22 protein-coding genes are annotated in these 21,354 nt (G+C 28.8%); 1 reads left to right on the forward strand and 21 read right to left on the reverse strand.

Annotated features, from left to right (window positions below; genetic code table 11):
* Window positions 1-37: 37 nt before the first annotated feature.
* Entirely contained in the window at window positions 38-1,948 is a 1,911-nt protein-coding gene (locus ACKTTQ_RS03910; protein WP_408048459.1) for an Ig-like domain-containing protein, read from the reverse strand.
* Window positions 1,949-2,138: 190 nt separating this feature from the next.
* On the opposite strand from ACKTTQ_RS03910, the gene ACKTTQ_RS03915 reads away from it, so the two are divergent.
* Window positions 2,139-3,017, forward strand: coding sequence for a hypothetical protein (locus tag ACKTTQ_RS03915; RefSeq protein ID WP_408048460.1), 879 nt, complete (start codon window positions 2,139-2,141; stop codon window positions 3,015-3,017).
* A 263-nt stretch (window positions 3,018-3,280) separates the two neighbouring features.
* Here ACKTTQ_RS03915 and ACKTTQ_RS03920 read toward each other — a convergent pair whose 3' ends face one another.
* The 20 genes from ACKTTQ_RS03920 to ACKTTQ_RS04015 all read right to left on the reverse strand — a co-directional run bounded on the left by ACKTTQ_RS03920 (window position 3,281) and on the right by ACKTTQ_RS04015 (window position 21,347).
* Window positions 3,281-4,918: a hypothetical protein gene (locus ACKTTQ_RS03920; protein WP_408048461.1), complete on the reverse strand. Its 1,638-nt coding sequence runs from the start codon at window positions 4,916-4,918 to the stop codon at window positions 3,281-3,283.
* A 96-nt stretch (window positions 4,919-5,014) separates the two neighbouring features.
* On the reverse strand, window positions 5,015-5,875 hold the full coding sequence (gene atpG, locus ACKTTQ_RS03925) for an ATP synthase F1 subunit gamma (protein ID WP_093869642.1): 861 nt from the start codon (window positions 5,873-5,875) through the stop codon (window positions 5,015-5,017).
* Between the two features lie 63 nt (window positions 5,876-5,938).
* Window positions 5,939-7,519, reverse strand: coding sequence for a F0F1 ATP synthase subunit alpha (gene atpA, locus ACKTTQ_RS03930; RefSeq protein ID WP_093869641.1), 1,581 nt, complete (start codon window positions 7,517-7,519; stop codon window positions 5,939-5,941).
* A 21-nt stretch (window positions 7,520-7,540) separates the two neighbouring features.
* Window positions 7,541-8,098: an ATP synthase F1 subunit delta gene (gene atpH / locus ACKTTQ_RS03935; protein ID WP_093869640.1), complete on the reverse strand. Its 558-nt coding sequence runs from the start codon at window positions 8,096-8,098 to the stop codon at window positions 7,541-7,543.
* Between the two features lie 7 nt (window positions 8,099-8,105).
* Entirely contained in the window at window positions 8,106-8,603 is a 498-nt protein-coding gene (locus ACKTTQ_RS03940) for a F0F1 ATP synthase subunit B (protein WP_093869639.1), read from the reverse strand.
* A 93-nt stretch (window positions 8,604-8,696) separates the two neighbouring features.
* Window positions 8,697-8,885 carry an ATP synthase F0 subunit C gene (gene atpE / locus ACKTTQ_RS03945; protein WP_053973883.1) on the reverse strand — a complete coding sequence of 63 codons (189 nt, stop codon included), beginning with the start codon at window positions 8,883-8,885 and terminating at the stop codon, window positions 8,697-8,699.
* 54 nt (window positions 8,886-8,939) lie between these two features.
* Entirely contained in the window at window positions 8,940-10,079 is a 1,140-nt protein-coding gene (gene atpB / locus ACKTTQ_RS03950; RefSeq protein ID WP_113786184.1) for a F0F1 ATP synthase subunit A, read from the reverse strand.
* 136 nt (window positions 10,080-10,215) lie between these two features.
* The gene (locus tag ACKTTQ_RS03955; RefSeq protein WP_199488190.1) at window positions 10,216-10,596 is read right to left on the reverse strand and encodes a DUF6168 family protein; all 381 of its coding nucleotides are present in this window, start codon (window positions 10,594-10,596) and stop codon (window positions 10,216-10,218) included.
* Complete coding sequence (locus tag ACKTTQ_RS03960; RefSeq protein WP_093869637.1) at window positions 10,589-10,819, reverse strand: AtpZ/AtpI family protein; 231 nt, start codon at window positions 10,817-10,819, stop codon at window positions 10,589-10,591. The genes ACKTTQ_RS03955 and ACKTTQ_RS03960 overlap by 8 nt, the downstream gene beginning before the upstream one ends.
* The gene (locus ACKTTQ_RS03965) at window positions 10,788-11,195 is read right to left on the reverse strand and encodes a bactofilin family protein (protein WP_093869636.1); all 408 of its coding nucleotides are present in this window, start codon (window positions 11,193-11,195) and stop codon (window positions 10,788-10,790) included. The genes ACKTTQ_RS03960 and ACKTTQ_RS03965 overlap by 32 nt, the downstream gene beginning before the upstream one ends.
* Window positions 11,196-11,218: 23 nt before the next feature.
* Window positions 11,219-13,462, reverse strand: coding sequence for a type IX secretion system periplasmic lipoprotein PorW/SprE (porW, locus tag ACKTTQ_RS03970; RefSeq protein WP_299133037.1), 2,244 nt, complete (start codon window positions 13,460-13,462; stop codon window positions 11,219-11,221).
* A gap of 89 nt (window positions 13,463-13,551) precedes the next feature.
* Window positions 13,552-14,247 carry an ABC transporter ATP-binding protein gene (locus ACKTTQ_RS03975; RefSeq protein ID WP_093869634.1) on the reverse strand — a complete coding sequence of 232 codons (696 nt, stop codon included), beginning with the start codon at window positions 14,245-14,247 and terminating at the stop codon, window positions 13,552-13,554.
* Window positions 14,248-14,259: 12 nt separating this feature from the next.
* A complete protein-coding gene (locus ACKTTQ_RS03980; RefSeq protein ID WP_093869633.1) occupies window positions 14,260-15,738 on the reverse strand; it encodes a DUF5687 family protein in 1,479 nt (492 codons plus the stop codon).
* 117 nt (window positions 15,739-15,855) lie between these two features.
* The gene (locus tag ACKTTQ_RS03985) at window positions 15,856-16,257 is read right to left on the reverse strand and encodes a hypothetical protein (RefSeq protein ID WP_299133032.1); all 402 of its coding nucleotides are present in this window, start codon (window positions 16,255-16,257) and stop codon (window positions 15,856-15,858) included.
* Window positions 16,258-16,737: a hypothetical protein gene (locus ACKTTQ_RS03990; RefSeq protein WP_408048462.1), complete on the reverse strand. Its 480-nt coding sequence runs from the start codon at window positions 16,735-16,737 to the stop codon at window positions 16,258-16,260.
* A gap of 7 nt (window positions 16,738-16,744) precedes the next feature.
* Window positions 16,745-17,356, reverse strand: coding sequence for a hypothetical protein (locus ACKTTQ_RS03995; protein ID WP_408048463.1), 612 nt, complete (start codon window positions 17,354-17,356; stop codon window positions 16,745-16,747).
* 53 nt (window positions 17,357-17,409) lie between these two features.
* Window positions 17,410-17,991, reverse strand: a complete 582-nt coding sequence (locus ACKTTQ_RS04000; protein ID WP_299133028.1) for a Crp/Fnr family transcriptional regulator — start codon at window positions 17,989-17,991, stop codon at window positions 17,410-17,412.
* Between the two features lie 138 nt (window positions 17,992-18,129).
* Entirely contained in the window at window positions 18,130-18,630 is a 501-nt protein-coding gene (locus ACKTTQ_RS04005) for a DUF1761 domain-containing protein (RefSeq protein ID WP_093869627.1), read from the reverse strand.
* A 192-nt stretch (window positions 18,631-18,822) separates the two neighbouring features.
* A complete protein-coding gene (locus ACKTTQ_RS04010; protein ID WP_093869626.1) occupies window positions 18,823-19,812 on the reverse strand; it encodes a DUF4837 family protein in 990 nt (329 codons plus the stop codon).
* Between the two features lie 5 nt (window positions 19,813-19,817).
* Window positions 19,818-21,347, reverse strand: a complete 1,530-nt coding sequence (locus tag ACKTTQ_RS04015; protein ID WP_408048464.1) for a lytic transglycosylase domain-containing protein — start codon at window positions 21,345-21,347, stop codon at window positions 19,818-19,820.
* Window positions 21,348-21,354: the final 7 nt, after the last annotated feature.

The following is a 21,354-nucleotide window of genomic DNA, read 5'->3' on the forward strand; positions in this document are numbered from 1 at the left end:
CAACTCGATTTATTTATTATTTTTTGTACTAATTCTTTTAACTCTGGTGTTTTTTTTTTTTATTCCCAGATTCTCCAACTGTAGTCCATGAGTTTGGATTCCAATTAATCGTTTTATTATAATACGATCTTGATGTAATGTTATACCCTTGAGAAGTTATATTTTGAGCATTTGACGAGTCTTCAATTTTTATCCCTAATGAAGTATTCCCTGAATTAGTTTCATCTGTAGTGAATTGAATGTATGCACTTGTTATCGTAGCATTTGTAGGTATGTTTAAATTTCTAAATAGTAGACCTATGTGCTGGTTTCCTTTTGAACTTCCATCATACACTAATTCTAAATCAGAACTATTCATATACATTTTACCAGATGATTCATATTGTTCAGCATCATCATCTCCACTATTAATTGTTGATGTTATTGTTTTTGATACCTCTCCTACAAAGATTGAAATTTCTTTTGATGTTGTTTCATTTCCATCATTGTCTATTGCTACAGTTTTTAAAATATATGATTGATTATTAACACTAGGTGTCCAACTGGTTGAATACGGTGAACTTGTATCTGTTTGTATTAAGTTATCATTCACATAAAACTTCACATTAGCTATTGTTCCATCACTATCCGAGGCATTCGCATTGATAGTTATTGCTATATTAACTTTATGAGTTGAACCATCAATCGGGTTAGTTAGAGTTACTTCTGGATAACTCACGTTCGAGTTTATAATAGTTACAACACTTCCATTTGACGGGTTCCAAACATCTAAATTAGAAGGGGTAGTAAATGGATTATCATTAGTTACTGAACCTACATTATTTGCATTATCTACTTTAATTGTTCTAATTTCAATTTTTGATTCTTCAACAAAAACCCATTTAAACTGATTAAAAGTACCATTATTTCTTGTCCAGTTTTTTGCATCATTTGAAGAACGTAATGGAGCTCCCCAACAACCTTCTCCAACATAAGTAGTTCCATTGTTATTATCTCTTATAAAACCATCATCGCATCCACTTCCGCCTGAACAAGGTTTCACGGGCCAAGTTGTTTTAACTGTATGTGAATCTGATTCAAAAACTAAATTAACACCTTTATCATAAAATAACTGAGCCCAGTTAGCATATTCATCATTCCCTTCAGATTTTGAAGATACGTGAGGTCTCATTGGTTTATGATATTGAGCAGATTTCCATATAGAACTATTTCCGTTTAGCTTTTGGTTCAACCAAGAATATTGATTTCCGCCAGCAGAAATTTCAGAATTTAATGTATAAATTGTATACAAATTATTTCCAAAAGTAATATCATAATATACATTAGATGAAGAAACATTAAATAAATTATAAATGCTATTGTTTGAATCTTCATGATTTCCTCTAGCTGGTATTATTGGAAACATTCTTCCATCAGTAGCTATTGTGTATTGCCAATCATTAAACCAACTTTGCCATTCTGAACTTGAATCTCCGTTAGTCATATCACCACCAAAAAAAACAGCTGTTGGTTTTAATTTTGACACTAACAAGTTAGCATTTCTTCTAGGGGTTCTATTATTCCTAGAATCTCCTCCTGCAATGAATGACATTCTTTGATTATTACTAGGAGCAGTTTTAAACCAGAAACGGCTACTGGTTCCTTGACTATCAGTAATAACGAAATAGTAATTGGTATTTGGGGTTAAGCCAGTCAATTTAGCAAAAGTATTACTCATTCCTTTATAAGAAATTGATCGATCTATACTTTTTGAACTTGGATAATTTTGCCAATTTGTTCCATAGTCTGTAGTGCCGTAATGCACTTTAGGGCTTGTACCAGAAATCTGATTCCAACCAATCATAATTGTAGTCGCTGGATTATCTGTTAGAATTAATCGGTACTTATCATTTGATGCGTAAGAAGTAACTACTAAAAAAAGTAGTATGTTTAAAAAAGATTTTTTCATCTTGAAGGGGGATTATGTTTAGTTAATAGAATTTAGTTACAAATATATTTTTACTGATAATTAGTATATAACCAAAAAAAAGAATTAATAGTATAATAAACTACTAAACAATATGTTAACCCTATAAACATAATCTACTAACGCATAGTTAACAAAGGAAAATCGTAGTAATTATATATTTGATCTTTTTATGAATCGAACAACTCTTCTTAATTTTTTAAAAATCAGTACCTTTTTTATTTTTTCTGGTAGAGCATATCAACATTTGTTTTGGGATGCTCCTTATAGAAGTGTATTTTGGGATCAGCAACTATTAGAACCTATAATTAATTTTGTTTTTAATACATCCTGGCAATCGTATGTTACAAACTTAAATACTGATCATGCTATACAGTTTTTAACCAAAAGTATAGGTGGCTTATACACTGTTTGTGCAATAATATCACTCACTATTACTGAAACTTCTAAAAAATGGCAACTAGCAATCTTGAAATTAGGAGCAGTTAGTATAGTAGTATTAGCGATGCTAATTACTAAAAATAAATTTTATCACTTAATTATGTTCTTTGAACATGCAATTCAATTTGGAGTTCCAATAGCATTAGTATATTATTTAAAAACTCGAAATATTCATCAATTGATATTTAAGTTAAAAATTTTCATTGCTTTGGCTTTTACTTGTCATGGAATGTATGCTATTGGTGTTTTTTATCCGTTACCAGGTAACTTTGTTACAATGACGTTAAATATATTACCCATCACAGAAACAAGCGCTAAAAACCTATTATTTATAGCTGGGATTATAGATTTTATTATTGCAATTGGTTTATTTATACCTAAAGTAGCAAAAACGATGTTACTATATGCTTGCTTTTGGGGTTTTATTACCGCTTTTGCAAGAATAATAAGCGGTCTAAGTTATGATGTATCATTGAGTATTATGCATCAATACATATATTTAGTATTATATAGAATACCGCATGGACTCATTCCCTTATTAGTTTATCTATATTTAGTAAATAGAAATAATCAAAAATCCAAGGCAATTAAAAACTTAGTATCTATTTAGCTTAGAAAATAATGTAAACAAAAAAGCGAACCAAGTTGGTTCGCTTTTTTTATTTATTACTCTACATTAAAAGTTATGAGGATAGTATAACCAACCCTTACAGATTTTCCTTCTTGATATCCAGGTCTAAGTTGTGGAGAAGTAATTTAACAATTCTTATCGCTTCATCTCTTAACTTAGGTGTTTTATTAACGCATTGTTAATTTAAAAAGTAAATTAAATTCTATTAATCAGAAATACATCAAAAAAATATCGTTTTAAAATTAATCTACTTCGTAAATACTTAATAATAAAGTTAATATACTCTTTAAGTTTTTATTGTTCTGATGAGTTTTTATTTTTATCTTCAATGAATCTATTATATCTTTTATATCATATTTACTGAGTGTTGAAGTTAGCTTTTTCAAACATGATAAATCTGAAAAAGAAGAAGCTAATCTTATAGGCCAGTCTACATATAAAAAGTAATGTATAATTCTATTATTTTCATCTAAACCTTCAGGGTTTCCTTCTTCTTGATTTATTATAAATATATCTATCAAGCTATTAATAATATTTTTAGATGTAAAATTACTTGATTTAAAATATTTTTCATTGTGTATTAGTGTATTAAAATATAATTGTTTCTGATAAAGGTTATACTTGTTAAAACTTTTCAATTGTTTCAATACTTTCTGATATTGTTTTAAGTTTTCTATTTCAAAAAACCTGGTTTCATTATGAAGAGGATTATTTTTAAGATAAGTTAAGTATGAATCTGGATTATAGTACTCTTCAAAAGTTGCTTGTTTTCTTATACTGGAACTTTTCATATAAATTTCTTTATTCTTTTTTAATAACATAAGATGATTTTTAATTCCTAAAAGAGCAAATAACTCTTCGTCATTTTGTTTTTGTAGTAGGTCTTCATTTAAAGGCACTTTCTTTTTTCTTAATATATCTTTTCCTTTCAGGATATTGGTTATTAATATATCTCTATCCAATGATTCTTTTAGATAATTTACAAAAGAAATACTAAATTTATGGTTAGTTGCTCCATAAATAAAAAATTGAAGTTGAACAGATAATTCTAATCTTTTATGATAAGTAAAAATATAAGATTTTAATTGTAATTTATTCTTAGGGCTTCTTTCAATAATATTAGTTAATTTTTCTTCTAACAAATCTTCTTCTAGTAAAATTTTTTCTATTAGATTATATGCATTTTTTTCAACAGCAATTTCTTTCTCAATTTCCTTACATTTTTTATTCTCACAATCTTCATTAAGATATTCGAGTAAAAGACGACTATTTATTAATTCTTTAAATTTATTATATACATCTAAAAGAAAAGAAAATTTTTCATTTTTACTATCCCAATCTTTAAAATCTACTATTGATAAATTTAAAAACAACTTGTCTTGATCTGTAAGTGGAATATTAGACTGTAGTAAGTCTTCTATTTTATCAATAATCTCTTTTTTCTTTTTAGGATTAATGTTGTAGTAATATGTTATAATATATTGTATTTTTAATTTTGTTTTTAGCATATTATCTTTTATCAATTTAAGATAATAATTATAATCATCAATGTTTTTAGTTAAAAGATTGACATATGCTTTAATATATATCCTATCATCGATATTTATTATATTTTTGTCAATATACTTTGTAAAAATGTCTAACCCTTTAGTGTTATATAATAATTGTCCTTTTACAATATAATATTCTAATGAGTTTTTATTAAGGTTATTAATAAATTTTTCTGAGACAGCAATATTTCCTCCATACGAAGTCGCAATTATCGCCATATCAAAATCTAAAAATGTGTTATTAATATTTATTGCTCGATTACCTACATAGGTAATTTGAGCTTCTAAAGAAAAAGTGGTAAGTAATAAAATAAAAAGTATTTTTTTCATAAATAAAATTTTTAAAAACTAAGATAAAAGTCTTCAAACAAAAAACCAGAAAACTTAAATGTTTTCTGGTTTTATAAAAATATCTATTAGTATTTCTTAATTATTCAATGCTTCAGCACCACCAACAATTTCTAAAATTTCATTAGTAATTGCAGCTTGACGTGCTTTGTTATACGTTAATAATAATTCGTCACGTAACTCAGTAGCGTTATCAGTTGCTTTATGCATTGCAGTCATACGAGCTCCATGTTCAGCAGCAAATGAATCACGAATAGCTTTGTATAACTGAGTTTTTAATGATTTAGGAATTAACTCTAAAACAATTTCTTCTTTTGATGGTTCAAAAACATAATCTAAATTTACGTTTGCGTCACCTTCAATTGGTTTAATAGGTAAGAACTGTTCAACTTGTGGTATTTGAGTTGCAGCATTCTTGAATCTATTATAAATGATTTCTATTTTATCATAAGAACCACCTACGTATAAATCCATTAATTGCTCTGCAACTAAAGCTACGTTATCAAAAGTTAACTCATCAAAAATATCATTTCTATTTTCAATAACATTATTTTCTTTTGATAAGATATCGTTTCCTTTTTTACCAATTGTAAATAAGTCAACAGTAACTCCGTTGTATGTTTCATTAATCGTTTTAACTGTTTCTTTTATAATTGAAGAATTAAAACCACCACATAAACCTCTGTTTGAGGTTATCGTAACTAACAACACTTTGTTTACTTCTCTTTGCGTTGAATATGCTCCACCTGCATCACTATCTAAAGTAGCGCTTAAGCTTTGCAATAATTCAGTAAGCTTAGATGAATAAGGACGCATTGCCGTAATTGCATCTTGAGCTTTTTTCAACTTAGCAGCCGATACCATTTTCATGGCAGAGGTAATCTGCATTGTTGATTTAATTGAAGTAATCCTGTTTCGTATTTCTTTTAAGTTTGCCATGTAATTGCACTTAAAATTTATAAGATTCCCGCAAAATTTGCGGGAATATTGTTTTAACTATTATTAAGCTGAAAATTTAGCTGAAATCTCTTTAGCAGCTGCTGTTAAAGTATCAATTACTTCATCAGTTAATTTACCTGCTTTTAATGTATCTAAAGTATCTCTATGCTTAGCATTTAAGTACTCTATATAATCTTTCTCAAATTCTTTTACTTTCTTAACTGGCACATCTTTTAACAAGTTTTTAGAACCTGCATAAATGATTGCTACTTGATCTTCAACAGTAAAAGGATCGTTTTGAGCTTGTTTTAAAATTTCTACATTACGTTGTCCTTTAGAAATCACATTCATTGTAGCTGCATCTAAATCAGATCCAAACTTAGCAAATGCTTCTAATTCACGGTATTGAGCTTGATCTAATTTTAAAGTACCAGATACTTTTTTCATAGATTTAATTTGAGCATTACCACCAACACGTGATACAGAAATACCAACGTTAATTGCTGGACGTACACCTGAGTTAAATAAATCAGACTCTAAGAATATTTGCCCATCAGTAATAGAAATTACGTTTGTTGGGATATATGCTGAAACGTCACCTGCTTGTGTTTCAATAATAGGTAATGCAGTTAAAGAACCTCCACCTTTTACAATTCCTTTTAAAGAATCAGGTAAATCATTCATTTCACTTGCAATTTTATCATCATTGATCACTTTTGCAGCACGCTCTAATAATCTTGAGTGTAAGTAAAATACATCTCCTGGATATGCTTCACGTCCTGGAGGTCTTCTTAATAATAAAGATACCTCACGGTAAGCAACTGCTTGTTTAGATAAATCATCATAAACAATTAATGCTGGTCTACCAGTATCACGGAAGTACTCACCAATTGCAGCTCCTGCGAAAGGTGCATATACCTGCATTGGAGCAGGATCAGATGCATTTGCAGCAACAATTGTTGTATATGCTAAAGCACCTTTTTCTTCTAACATGTTAGCAATAGCCGCTACAGTTGAAGCTTTTTGACCAATAGCTACATAGATACAGTACACTGGTTGCCCTGCATCATAAAATTCTTTTTGATTTAAGATAGTATCAATAGCAACTGTTGATTTACCAGTTTGACGGTCACCAATAATTAACTCACGTTGACCACGTCCTACAGGAATCATTGCATCAATAGACTTGATACCAGTTTGCATAGGTTCAGTTACAGGCTCACGATAAATAACACCAGGAGCTCTACGCTCTAAAGGCATTTCGAAAGTATCACCCTCAATTGGTCCTTTACCATCAATTGGTTGACCTAAAGTGTTTACAACACGTCCTACAATTCCTTCTCCAGCTCTTAAAGAAGCAATTCTTTCAGTACGTTTTACAGTAGAACCTTCTCTTACAGATGTAGAAGCACCTAATAATACAACACCTGCATTATCTTCTTCTAAGTTTAATACGATACCTTCTAATCCGTTATCGAATTCAACTAATTCACCGTATTGTACATTTGATAAACCGTAAACACGAGCAATACCATCACCTACTTGTAATACAGTTCCTACTTCATTTAACGAAGCTTTCGCTTCGAAATTTGTTAATTGTTCCTTTAAAATTGCTGATACTTCAGCTGGTTTAATTGCTGCCATCTTATATCTTTTGACGTAAAATTAAATTTTTGGAATATAATGACTGTTGTCAAATTCTCTCCTTAATTCATTAAATTGATTAGAAATACTTGCATCATACTGCACATCTCCAACACGTAAAATAAACCCTCCTAAAATAGATGGATTTACTATATTTTCTATACTAGCACTGTTACCTGTTAGGTCAACAATTTTTGCTTGTATTTTATCTTCTAACTCTTTAGTTAAAGCTACTGCAGTAGTAACTTTAGCAACTTGCATACTTTTATGATAATCATAAATAATAGTGTATTGCTTAGCTATTGGTTCTAACATAAGCATACGTTTGTTCTCTTCTAATAAATTAAACAAACCTTTTACTATAGTATCTACTTTATCACCAAAAAGCGCAACTAAAACTTTTTGCTTATCCTTAGCTTTGATTATTGGACTTTTTAACATTGTCTCTAAATCATCACTTTCAGCAATAGTATTTACGATTAGCTGCATGTTTTCATTTACTAAAGCATCATTACCTGATTCTTTAGCTAAATTTAAAACTGCTTTTGCATAACGTAATGCTGGTCTTGCTCCTTTCATCGATTAATTAGTTTAAAGTAACGTCTTGTAACATTCCTTCAACAAGTTTTAATTGTTCGTCTTGTGAAGCTAATTCTTTTTTAACAACAGATTGTGCTATACCTATAGATAATTCAGCAACATTCTTTTTTAACTCAGCAACAGCTGCTTGTTGTTCTTGCTTAATAGTTGCTTTAGCATTTTCAATCATGATAGAAGCTTGTTCTTGTGCTTCTTCTTTTGCTTCTGCTATAATGTTATCTTTAATTTCACGAGCATCTTTCATCATTGCATCTCTCTCTGCACGTGCTTCTTTTATCATCTTTTCATTATCAGCTTGCAAGTTTTGCATTTCTTTACGAGCATTCTCTGCTTGATCTAATGCATTTTGAATACCTTCTTCTCTTTCATCTAAAGAATTTAAAATAGGTTTCCATGCAAACTTTGCTAATAAAAATAATAATAGAATTAAGATAGTTAATTGCATTGCAAATAATCCTATCGAAAAATCATTAAAAATATCCATAATACTTAATTATTGTCTTTTTGTTGTTTAATTTTAAAAACATTTCTGCAACCAACCGTTGCAGAAAATGTTTTCGTTGTTTTTGTTTCGGAATTATTTTCCTAAAAGTAAAGCACCAAATGCTAATCCTTCTAATAATGCTCCGATAATGATCATCGCTGTTTGGATTTTACCAGCAGCCTCAGGTTGACGAGCAATTCCTTCCATTGCTTTTCCTCCAATTTGACCTAATCCGATTCCTCCACCGATTACGATTAATCCTGCTCCAATTAAATTGTACATACTAATTGATTTATATTAAATTAAACAAATTCTTATTCTACTCTATAATAATTCTTAGTGATCATGTGCATGATCATGCTCTTCTACTGCCATTCCAATAAACAAAGCAGAAAGCATTGTAAAAATAAATGCTTGTAAAAAAGCTACTAATAATTCAATAATTGTTAAAAACATAGTTAACAAAAATGAAATACCTGTTGCACCTACTGTTCCAAATTCAGTTTTCAACAACACCATAAGTGCTGCAATACCCATTACTACTGAGTGACCTGCTGTAATATTTGCAAACAAACGTACTAATAATGAAAATGGTTTGATTAGTAAAAACCCTGCTAATTCTAAAACAGCTAATACTGGTCTTAAAATCTTTGGAACACCTGGCATCCATAAAGTATGCGCCCAAAAATCTTTCGATCCGTTAGTTATATAAACTACTAAAGTAAACAATGCTAAACATACAGTTACTGCAATTTGACCTGTAACATTAAAACCTAATGGTGTTAATCCTAATAAGTTTAATATCCAAATAAAGAAAAACACCGTTAATAAATATGGCATAAATCTTTTATATTTTTTTTCTCCAATATTTGGCCTTGCTATTTCATCTCTTACGTATAAAACCAATGGTTCTAAAACACGACCAACTCCAGTAGGAATCGCTCCTTTTTTATACCCTTTAGCTAACGAACCAAAACCTAAAAACATTAACAATCCTGCTAATAAAATTCCAAAAACACTTTTTGTTATAGATAAATCTAACACCTTGTGTGCATTAGTTGCATGATGAGTTTCATCAAAAGCAACTGTTGTAGCGTTAGCATCTAACTCATAAATTTTACTATGAATTTTAGTTAACTTAACACCTCCAGCATCAACAACTAACTTACCATCATCATTATGATGAAATTTTGACGACATAAATGTTTTCAAACCTTTACTAGTCCAAACAATCACTGGTAAAGGAAAGCCTACATGCTTTCTTTCACCTGCATCGTTTGAATAAGAAAACAATGAAAAATCATGTGAATCCGCTAAGTGATGCTTGATGTAGTTTTTAATTTCTTCTTTGGTGTCTACTTTTCCACCGTCGTTTTCGGAAGATTTCTTATCTCCTCCACCAGCAAACACTCCAAAAGAAGTGAAAACCAATGCTAAAACTGTTAAAAATTTGATAGATTTTTTTGCTATCATCATACCTTTTTAAATATAGGGTTGTGGTCTCTAAATTTCCGTGCAAAGGTAAACAATTAATTAAAACTACAAACCGTTTTTTTATTTAGTTTTTATGAGAATGTTTTCATGAGATTTATTTCTAGTAAAAACTAGCAAACTATTTGCTGTTCAATAGTTTTGAAACAGCAATTGCTTCAAGAATTAAAAACAAAAACAACGGAATTACTAATGAAAACCTTTCTGGCTTAGTAAGTTGTTCATTTGTAAAAACTGAAGCTTGAAAAACTAACACGAAAAATCCGATTTTTAAAAATATGGAAGCTAAGTATGCATAACCTGCTTGATTGGGCATTTTATCTGCCACAAATTCAACTATAAGATACACTATAGTTGCTGATACCACATGAAACAAATATACTCCTAGTAATGAGAATGATAATTGAATTTCTTTTGCTATTATAACATAATTATGCGGAAAATAACTTACTGCTAAAACTATAAGTACTGCAGCAAGAAAAAACAAAATTCGTTTAATCATTGTTTTTTGAAATTTTTGTAACTTGTTGAATAACGGAGAACATTGCTAAAAAAACGGCCACTAATGTACATATTTTAGCATATAAGCCTCCTTCATTTGAATATTTGGTATCTAACCATTCACCTAGTAAGTTTCCTAAATAAATGGTTAAACCCATTTGAAAAGCAATAGTGGTAAACCGAATGTATTTGTTAAGCGGTTTTTTCGGCACGTTTTTGCCCATCTTTCTTCAATTCTTTTATTGCTCCTTTCATAGAACATGTTGCATTGAATGTAGCTCCTGGCTCTACTGATAACTTGCCTATAACTACATCTCCGGTAATATTAGCTGACGTTTTTACGGTTAACGTATTTGAAACTTGTAAATCTCCTGAAAATTTCCCTTCAACATCTGCATTAGTACATTCAGCTTTTCCTTTAATGAAACCTGTTTCACCAATAATAATTCTTCCTTTAGTTTCAATGTTACCTTCTAAAGTACCATCAATTCTAAAATCACCTTCAGAAATAATATCACCAGTTATTTTTGTGTTTTTTCCAATTACATTTCTTTCTGAGACAGATTTAACATTCGTTTTTTTACTTTCTTTACTAAACATATTTAAGGGGAGTTTTAATAAGGTTATTTTATTTTTTTCAGTTTTTTCATGATCTCTTTTGCCTTTTTTCCTTCAATAGTATTTGCATAACTTAAAGACACAAACTCTAAAGCTTTAGCATAAGCTACTTTATCTTGATACTTACCTATTGACAAGGCTTTTAGGAGTGCTAATTTAGGAATTAAATTTGAATTTTGAATTGATGAAGAAAACTTATCGATTTCAACTACAGTTTCTTCAAATTTATTTTCTTTGTACAAATAATAAATTTCTTTATACTTTTTTACAACTTGATCTTCTTTTTTATTTTCAATTAATTTTTTGTTTGGAGATTTTATTACTTGTGCAAATTTAGTTTCAGGGTACTTGTTTAACACAATATTCTTGTTGTAATCTGCTTTCTCTTGATCATTTATCTGGCTATAAACCTGATATAAATGGTAGCTAATTGCTAACTCCATTTTATCATCTTTTCTAAGTTTCTTTAACTTTTCAAGGTTTTTTATTGCTAACTCAGAATTTTTAAATTGTTCTTTATAAATTAAGCCTAGTTGATATAATGCTTCATTACGATCATCACTTAGTTTATCAATATCCTTTGATTCTTTAGGAATAGCATCAATATACGTTGATAGTTCATATCTTGGATCAACTTTCACCTCTGTAGGAGAATCATTTTCAGAGCTTTCTTCTTCACCTAAAAGTGAATTTTTGTCTGACAACCTCCAATTATCTTCTAAAACTCTATTTCCCCATACTCTTTCAAAAGCTACTTTACCAAACGCTACACTTTGTGTATTATAAAAATACCATTTCCCTTTTTTACCACTATTATTGGCTCCAATACCTCCAAATGAGCTACCAAAGTTTTGAGAATTCAACATTTGTTGTTTATTCTCTTCATCTTCTTTTTTTATTTTTTCAATATACTTTTCAAAAAACAAAACTTGTTCATCTTTACTCATCGCTACAAGGTTCAAAACACTATCGTTTGTTTTTACAGTTTCTTCAAACTTCCTAAGGGTTGTTAATCCTTTATTTTTTCTACGTATTCTTCGTATTCTTTTTTCTTGATCGAACTCTTTAGATGTAACAGTTAAAACACTATCATAATAAGCTCCTGCGGAAACATATTTTTGCTTGTTAAATGCGATATTCCCCAGTTGTTCATATGTATATGTTTTTTGATAATCATCATTATTTTTAGCTGCTAGTGACTTTTTAAAGTAATTTATAGCATTCTGTGTTTTATTTCTACCAACTTCTAAAACTCCTGCTTGGTAGTATAATACATTTAAAAACTTACGATTATCTGTATTTTTAATTAATTTTTTTAATCTACTCAACACCAGCACTGATGATGAATCATTTGCTGTATTTTTGGCTAATTCAACATTTGCTCTTATTCTATATTTATAAGGTGCTTTTTTATAATCAGCTAATTTTTTAAATACCATTCTAGCTGAATCTTTCCTATCTAATTCACTATAAATCTGTCCTAGAACAAACATATTTCTAGCTGACTGTTCTTTATTTTTAAATATTGTAACTGCCTTTGTTAAATGCTCAATTACTTTTTGAATTGTATCTGTTTTTTCATAAGCCATAGCCATAGCTGTATGTGCTTGTTCTCTTATTTCATCAGGAAGTTCTTTTTCATTTTCTTGAACTTCTAATAAAAATTTTAATGATTCTATTGCTAGCTTTTCATTGTCTAAACGAATGTTAGTTTTAGCTCTCCAAATTTTAGTTTCATTTATTAGATTAGCATTTGGATAGTTTGCAATTACATAATTGAAAGACTCTATTGCAGGAATGAAACGTTGCGTATAATACCTTGCTTTCCCTAGTAATAAATAGGCATCATCTATTTGACGATTTTTTTCATACCCATTAATATTCATCGAATGTTTTTGAATTGCTTTTACAGCCTTTTCTTCTGCCTTATCAAAATTAGTAAGGTTTTTATTTTCTTCTACCGCATCATCATTTCCAAAACCACTACCTGGTTTTAATGATACTTGTTGTATTTTTCTATCATTAAACGTAATTGGTTCAATAGCTAATCGCTTCCAGAAGTTATCTTTATGCTTGTCTTCAATCTCTTTAAGCCCTTTTAAATATGCTTGCTCTCCATTGAACAGCACATTATATTTGGTAGTTAATGCATGGAAGTTTCGACTTATAATAGAATTCTTTTTCACACTACATGATACTATGATAGTTAGAACAATACTGAAAACTAATATATTGGATAGTTTTTTCATAAAAAAATACGCATTTACTTTAACAACAACTATACCTTTAAGTTATTGTGTAAATGCGTAAAAATAGTAATAAAATGGTAATTTTTATATTATGCTGAAAAATAGCTCTCCAATTCTTTCAAAGTTTCTGTTGATGTATTTAAATCTTTTACAACATTTCCTTTATCTAGTACAACTATTCGCTCACAAACTTCTGTTACGTGACTTAAATCATGACTAGATATCAACACTGTAACTTCTTTGTTCTCAGTAAGTTTTTTAATGATTGTTTTTAATCTAATCTGTGTCGTTGGATCTAAATTAGCAAAAGGCTCATCTAAAACAACTACTTGTGGGTTCCCCATCATTGCTGCTATAATTCCAACTTTTTTCTGATTCCCTTTACTTAAATCTCTTAAGTACTTTTTCTTTCCTAAAATTTCATCATTAAAAAAGTCTTCAAATTGACTTAAATAGCTTTTAACATCTGCTTTATTCATTCCTCTTAAATCGCCAACAAATTCAAAATATTCTTGAGGTGTTAAATACCCTATTAAAAAACTTTCATCTATAAATGAACCTGTAAATGTTTTCCAATCTTCACTTTTATTAACTAACACATTATTATTAGATATTTCACCCGTTGTTGGTCGAATTAAATCTAAAAGTATGTTAAAATATGTTGTTTTACCTGCTCCATTGTTACCAACTAAACCAAATGATTGTCCTGTTGGAATTTGTAATTCTTCTATACTTAAAACTTGAGCGTTCCCGTATTTTTTAGTAAGTTTTGTTACTTGTATCATAATGTTTTCTGATTAGTTTTCTTGATCAAATGCGTGTATCATAGCGTACTTATTAGCTATGTATTTTCTAGTAATAGCTTTCATAATTTTTTGGTGAAATACAATACCTAAAAGCCCTAAAAAAATTAATGAGATTATAGCTATTTCAAAATTTACCAACCAACTTACAAGACCAAATATCCCCATTGGAATAAGCATTAATGGGATACCTATTATCCATTGAACTGCTCCAGTTCCTTGATAATTAAATGCAGCTTTTTCGTCTAAATTAATTTTCTTACGATTAAATGTACCTCCATACATAATTACGTGTGTATTAACACCAATATTATAAATGGCAGCTGCAAAATGAGCTAATAAAATTTTCCATCCAAAATAAACATAAGGTATTCCTAATAAAAAAAGAATAATTACACTCATACTCATTAACATAAACTTAGATTTTAAATATCGTTCATATTTAAAATTTTGACTCATAATCATTTTATAATATCCACTATCCCAAGCCGGAATAAATTGCCCAAAGTTTATTAAAAAAATACCTGTTGTAAATATTCCTATAAATGCAAAGAAAAATTCTTTATCTGCATATTGTGGTTGAGGATAAAAAAACAACCCGTACAAAAGCCCAATTATTAACATCCAAAGAGTAGATTTTGTTCTTTTATTACGCATAATTAGTTTTAAGTCTAATTGCATAAAAGGAGCTATATCTCCAAAACGCTCTGTCCAAGTATAATCTGAAGTTTTAGCTTCTTCTACTTTATTTTGTACCGCAGAATCTAGAAACAAATTACTTTTTAAAATTAAATAATTTGCATAGTATAAACCAACCAACAGTAAAAGAGGTATAGAAATTAAAATTGGATTGTTTGATATCCCTAAAATTCCTTTTGAAACCAAGTTAGAGAAAGAAACTATATTAAAATAATCTAAAGCAAATAGTCCTGAAGCAATAACTATCAACGGTAAAAAAGACAAATCACTTTTAGCACTTGCATTTTCTATTACAAAATTCAAAAAATTAATGATTAGAACCACTATTATCATAGTTGTCATCCATATAGAAATTTGAACTGTATCATATCCTTTTGTTAATAAAACAACACCAAAAGGAATAATTGCAAATAGTGGTAAAAAATTAAAAAATGACGCAGCAGACTTACCTAAAACGTAATTAATAATTTTATTCTTTTTCACAGGTAAAGTTAGCAGTGGTTTTATTGTCATAACTGGTAGTTTTTGAAGAAAAAAACGAGCAATTAAATCACCCATAATCCAAAAAAACAGAAATCCGTTAACTATTATAAAAGGATCCTTATCAGGGAACATTTTTTTTAACGCAGGAAATATCCCTACCCCTAAGAACAGAAACATTATAACAAAATATAAAGCAAAAAAACCTAATAAAATTTTAATTCCAATACTCCTTTGCCAATATGATGAACGAAAATATTGTTTCCATTCTAAATTTAAAAAGCGTGTAATCATTTTGGTTAATTATTTAGTTGACACTTATATGTATAGTTTTTACCTATTTCGTTACATAAAAAAAGTATCAATATTACTATTGACACTTTTCTTATATTTATACTTATAAAATAAAATTTACATTATTTTACAAGAAACAACAATTAAAAACCCTATTAACAATAGTATAAACCAACCAGGATGTTTCCCTTTTGTTCCAATCAAAACCAAAATTGCTCCAAAAAACATGGTAGAGCTAATTAGTTCTAATATAAAATTAACTAGTTCAATTTCTTGAAAGTTTTCTATTAATGATATTTTTATTAATAGCCCAGCAATACACCACCCAAATACTGATGCTAAATGCCATGTAGACCATAAAATTCTTAAGTGCCTTTCTCTTAATTCTAAACTATCTTTTGAAGGAACTATTTCTTTTTTTATTCTTTTCTTTTTAAAAATTAAATATTCACCTAAAACCGAATGGATTACTCCTAAAAGAAAAGATAAGATACCTGCTATAAATAAATAGTTGTTCATTTATATATTTTTAGTCATTTTTCCCAAATTTATTTTCTCTGCTCTTGTAAATTTAATTTCACGTACGTATTCCATACTTTTCCATAAATAAGTATTCCCTTTTAAACCTTTGGTTAATTTCATTCTTCTATTTAACCTAGCTATTTCTTTAGGTGTTGCTTTACGTTTTTCTCCTAATTCACCATAAAGTTTAATTCCTGGGCTTGTAGAAAACCTTTCTTTAAATAAAGAGGATATCCAAAAAAAACTACGACTGTTAACTCCTAAAACACAAATATTCTTTTTTTTGCTTTCTTGTAACTTAGATGTAAACTTTTCAAAATAAAAACCAGCTTGATTATCATTCAAAAACATAGAACCAATTGGTGTTACAGTTGGGTTACCGTCTGAAGTTATTGATGCAATTGAAACATGAAAATTTGAACGAAAACTTTTATTAAAATGATTTCTTATTTTTCCCCAATTTGTAGTTAAATCCATTTATATTTTATTTACCTATTAAAACATTATATTCTTTTGGAATTTCAATCCCTTTGAAACCATCTGTTAATCCATAAAGTATTACGATAGAAAACAACACTCCAAGAAATAAAATTATATATCCTTGTTTAGTAGGACTAGTTTCTAACATGTTTTTGTTCATTTTCATACTATGTATTGATGCTAAGTGACCAAAAAAAGAAATAATAGCTAACCCATAATATGGGATAAAAAACAAAAAAAAAGGAAACGTATTTAATCCAGCTACTCCGAAAAAAATATTAGTATCTAATTTTAAAAACAGTCTACCTACAAAAACAGCACTAAGATGAATAACTAAGAAAAAAGCTATATAAAGGCCACTCCATAACTGGAGTTTTTCAAAAAAATTCTTTGCACTATTTATTTTAATCAAAAAGAGTTTCACTCCAGATACAATCTGAATTAAGATTGAAAACAATAACAATATTTCAAAAAACAGATTTCTATAAAACATACGAAGTGTATCCATAACGTCAATATGTTTTTCTATCCCTACCAAACTGTAAAAATGATTATATAGATGGAGGCTTATGAAAACAGTTATTACTATTCCTGATATAAAATGAATTTGTTTCACCTTACTTTTTTTACAAAGGTCTATTCATTTTATGAATTATCATTTGATTTATATCAAATTCGGCTATGCAACTTTCTAATTCTACTTAATGTTTCAAGAGTAATTCCAATAAATGATGCTATATGTGTTAAAGGCACTCTTTGGGTAATTTGTGGATAGGCTAATAGAATATTTTGATATTTTTGTTCGGCTGATTGAAATTGCATAGATACAATTCTAGCCTGAAGTTTTAACATTGTTTTTGTGGCTACTTTATTAGTTAATTTTTCAAAAGCATGATACTCATTTGATAATTTCATTATATTATCTCTTGAAGTTTCAAGCAGTAGCGTTTCTTCTAAAACTTCTATATAGTGTGGACTTGGTATTTTTTGAAAAAAACTATTAATAGCACATATAAAATCATTTTCAAAAGCAAACCAATCTGTAATGTCTTTCCCATCTTTTAAATAATATGCTCTTGCACTTCCTTTTACTATAAAGAACGCTTTATCTGAATTTTGTCCTTCTTTTACTAATACATCTCCTTTTTTTAAAGTTAATACCTTAGAATTTCTTGCAAATTTTAATTTGCATTCATCATTCAAAGGAGCATATTTCTCGTTTATAATGCTTATAATTTTTTCCTTATCCATAAGTATAATATTATAATTCTAAAAATAGTATAAACACCTAAATGAAAAGCGTTTTCTTTTATATAAAAAAACAGAAACTGTTTTCAATAGTAGAAAACAGTTTCATTAAATATTATTTGCCGACTATTTTTTATAAAATTATGCCCATTCACAAATTATTCCACCCATTAACGCTAACGTTATAGTCCAATAACCAACATTTATAGCTATGTATTTAAATGATTTTCTTTCAAACAATGCTTTTGTACCTATAATAGGCAAAGCAATAAACAAACCGCTTATAACTCCATGCAACACACCATGTTTAAAAGTTCTAAAACGATCTCCAAAATTACTCATAAATTCTTCATAATAAGCAAAACCTCCTCCAGTCTTTTCCATAAAACCAGGTTCACCTGCTAATGTTGAAAATACACCTAATTGATGAATAACCAAGAATTGTATTGCAAAAGCAAGCATAATACTAAACACAAAACTTACTCCAAATATCAAAAGCATATTGCCTCCTTCTAAATCTTTTAAAGTAAAATTCATTTCTTTCATCCATGCCTTTTGAAAGAGCATTGGTCCGTACCAAAGAAAGCCTATAACCATAGGGATAAAAGCTGCACCTAAAATTGCTAAATAATTTATTTCCATTACTTTAAGTTTTTAGTTAATTGTATCAAATATAATTAAAATAACTTTTCTTATTTAATCTATTCATTAAAACCAACGGTTTTAAAAACTTAAAGTCTATGTTTTACATTTCTATAATTTTATTTCATCAAAAAAAACAAGCTCATTAAATTAATGAGCCTGTTGGTTGTATTATTTCTTAGGTAATATTCTCTATTTTATTTTCATTGACTTTGCAATCGCCTCTAATTCAAATAGAAAATTTCTTTTATTTACTGAAGGAGCATAAGTAAACCCTTCAAAAACTATTAATCTATTATTTTTTTTATCAACTACTGTATAATTTAAAAAAGGACCAGCCATGAAATCGTTTTTAACTTCCCATTTCCCTCTAGTTTCATATGCCTTTTTTCCATCAATTTCTGCTTTGTAAGTAAAAGGTGTGTATGCTTGTTCAGTAATCATATACATTCCTTCTTTACTTCCTGGAATATATTTTTTTCCAATAGAATCTCTAACTTCTGTGATATTATCAGCAACACTTCCTTCATTAATTAACGGAACACTATAAATTAAAACATTATTTGTTCCATCACCTCTTGCAATTCCACTTTTTAAATGCTGACGTAACCATAAAAAATCTCCAGTATCGTCTACCAATTTAAATCTTTTCGGAATATCAATTGAAATACCTAAATTTTGCGTTGTTTTAAATTTAGTTTCATCAAGACGTTCTTTTTTAAAAATATTTTGAATAAATTTAATATCCTCCTTTTGAAATATTTTAATTATTTCTTTACCTCTTTTGTTTATTAAATTTACGATTCCTTCTTCATTTTTGGCCGTAGCATAAACGATTACTTGAGGAGCTGCATATTTGTTTTTTTCAACAGTAACACTTTCCTTTTGCCCCTTTTTTATAAAAAGGATTGCTTTTCCGTTTCTCATAAATGATTTAAAGCCTGTAGGATCTATTTGACTCACAGAAAGTAACGTCTCTGGTTGTGGTAATCCAACCTGGTGTTCACCAAAAACAGTCCGTATTTCGTCTCCTATTTTACCTGCCCATTCATTACCCTTAGCAACAACTAATATTTTATTAGTGTTTCCTATTGATGTTGGTAATGTCACACTAGATTTTGTTCCTTTTTCGCAAGAAATTAACAAAAGTGCGGCTATTAAAAATGACATTATTTTTTTCATATCTATTAGCTTTTAAATATTTTTAGCTTCATACCTGGTTTAAGATTTTTTATACTCCAAATATTATTCCATTTTTTAATTTGTTCGACAGAAATTTTTGGATATTTTTTTGCAATAGTCCATAATGAATCTCCTTCTTTTACAATATACACTTCATGCTTCCCTTTTGGAAGTTTATTTTGTTTTTTTGAAACCTTTTTAGGTATCGCTAATTTTTTAGGATAAATACTTAAACGCTGCCCTATTTTTAAACGATGAGAACGCATACCGTTCCATCGTTTTATATCTTTTACACGTACACCAAACTTACTTGCTATTTTACCTAAATAATCACCACTACGTACTTTATAACGTATACGCTTATCCATTTCAAAATACTTCGGTAAAGGTTTTTCTCTTTTGCTATCATCTTCATCTGCCAATGCATAAATTTCCTTTTCTTTTTCTAAAAAAGTTATCATTTCTTTGCGTGGAATACGAACAGCATAACTTCTATTTTCTATAAATGGTATTATATCTAATTTATATGCAGGATTTAAAAAAGAAATTAAATCAACATCAATATCTGTTTTTTCAGAAATTTGATCAAAACTTATTGTTCTTTTTACATGAATAGTATCAGTTTCAAAATGAAAAATTTTGGGAGCTTCTGGATATAAATCATGCTTCTCAGCATATTCAAAAATATACATTGTAGCATAAAAAGCAGGAACATACCCCGCAGTTTCCCTTGGCAAAAAAGGTCTAATATTCCAATAATTTTTATACCCTCCTGATCGTTTTATTGCTTTTGAAACATTTCCTGGCCCTGAATTATATGCAGCTAACGCTAAATCCCAATCACCAAAAATTTTATATAACTGACTTAAATACTTACATGCCGCAACAGTTGCTTTTACAGGATCTTGTCGCTCATCAACATATGAACTTATTTTTAAATCAAATTGTTTTCCTGTTCCATACATAAACTGCCATAAACCAGTTGCACCAACATAAGAACGAGCATTAGGACGGAGAGCTGATTCAACTATTGCTAAATATTTCATTTCTAACGGAACATCATACTGATCAAGGTATTGTTCAAACATGGGAAAGTAATACTTTGCTTTAGCCATTAAAGCAGGATAGTATTTTTTTCTATACTTTAAATAACTATTTATAACCTTGTCTAATGACGGGTTATATGCTAAATTAAATGGAGTATTCGCATTTAAATCAACCAATCGCTTTTTAAGTAGTTCTGTTGATAAAATTTTAGTTGAATTTCCAATAATATCTTTATCGTTTATTACATATTGGATACTATCAAACAATGAAGAATTAAACTTTTCTTCTACTAATAAACTATCAATTTTTTTTAAGTCAGCATCAGAAAAAAGGGCATCTATTTGTCTGTTCTTAGTAGTATCTTTCGCTCTAAAAATAGAATCAACAGCTATTTCAACACTATCAACAGGAATATAAATACTATCAATAGGCTGTTGCGCAATAACTGTTCCTGTAAAAACTAATAGTAGTTTAAGTAACGTTTTCATTGTTTTT

Origin of the sequence: Tenacibaculum halocynthiae, assembly GCF_964512825.1 — a bacterium.
Lineage (GTDB): Bacteria > Bacteroidota > Bacteroidia > Flavobacteriales > Flavobacteriaceae > Polaribacter > Polaribacter halocynthiae.